Annotated in this window: 1 protein-coding gene; it reads right to left on the bottom strand. The window is 34.9% G+C overall.

What is annotated here, in order from left to right:
- Positions 1–53: 53 nt before the first annotated feature.
- Positions 54–1046 (bottom strand): IS110 family RNA-guided transposase, encoded by a 993-nt coding sequence (locus OGH69_RS18205; protein ID WP_265175925.1) that lies wholly within the window; start codon positions 1044–1046, stop codon positions 54–56.
- Positions 1047–1309 lie beyond the last annotated feature (263 nt).

The following is a 1309-nucleotide window of genomic DNA, read 5'->3' as shown; positions in this document are numbered from 1 at the left end:
CTTTGCGTATTCTATGACTTAAACAAGTTTAATTTCATATTTTTTACTAGCTCTTAAGCAGCATATTTCATCAGATCTACATAAGGTGTTTCACGTTTCACCACAGCAAAAATTCTTGCTAAGATTTTGTTCCTGATGATATTTATTGTTGACATTTTGTTTTTTTGTCTTGATACTCTTTCTGTATAGTACCTCTTCATTTCTTCATTGAACTGTATGGAAGATTTAGCGCACAGGTCTAGTAAGCTTTTGATCTTTTTATTGGCAAGGCTGCTTACTTTAGTGCGTCCCCTGATACTTGATCCTGATGTATTTGGGAAAGGTGCTGTTCCGCAATAGGATGCAAACTTGCGCCAGTTGTCGAATTTTTCAAATCCTTCGGTAACCACTATCATATAGAGGGCAGTCTGTGCCCCAACACCTTTTATGGTAGTGATCAGTTTGTATTGAGTTTTAATTTTCTCATCCGATTCAATGATCTTTTCTATCTCGTTTTCCAGATAATCAACCTCTTTGTCAAAGCTTTTTATAATTTTCATTTGACATTTAACAAGCACTTCTGCTTCTTTTTTAGGAAGCATTTCCAATTGTTCTTTAATACTGGCTTTATAACCCGCCCTTTGCTTCACTATTCGTTCCCGCAAGGATAATAAGCGTTTTAGTTTTATGATATTTTTAGGGCTCCTTTTACCCAACGCTATACGCTCCCTTTTCTCATAAGCATAAAGAGCGATTCTTTTGGCATCAACCTTATCTGCCTTGCCTCTGGCAATACCGGTGGAGCGCTTTATTTCCAAAGCCGGTAAAACCACATAATTAAAGTCTTGTTCGGCCAGGTAATTTGACAAGTTGTATGAATAAAGGCCGGTGTGTTCCAAAGCGACTAATAATTCGTCAATGGCAATTAAATTTCTTTTCAACCAATTACCCATTTCTTTAAAACCTTTTAAATCGTTCTCAAACTGACAATAAATGCCTTTCTTGTACAAATAAACATCAATTACTTTTTTGCTGACATCGATGCCGGCTGTTTCTAAAATTTTCATACTTTTGAATAGATTTAATGGCTACGTTGACTAAAACCTTTAGTAATAATTACTATTAGAATTCTATTTGGTCCTTGTAACCGGTTATAAAAGAATGAGGACTAATACGCAAATTAGAGATACAGCTCTACAACTTTGTTAAGTTCACCTCATTCTTTTTTTATTTAAAAATATGAACAATCTTATTAAGTTATCAGTCTCCCCCGGACCCCCTCTTTTAAACATCATCATCAAGAGGTAATTTAATCTTTCAAATCTAAAGG

Origin of the sequence: Flavobacterium sp. MFBS3-15 (assembly GCF_026107645.2) — a bacterium.
Lineage (GTDB): Bacteria > Bacteroidota > Bacteroidia > Flavobacteriales > Flavobacteriaceae > Flavobacterium.
This window is presented reverse-complemented; position numbering and strand designations above follow the sequence as displayed.

What these genes read in the sequence shown, in the direction of transcription:
- OGH69_RS18205 (WP_265175925.1), bottom strand. Translation starts at nt 1,046, where the DNA reads ATGAAAATTTTAGAAACAGCCGGCATCGATGTCAGCAAAAAAGTAATT.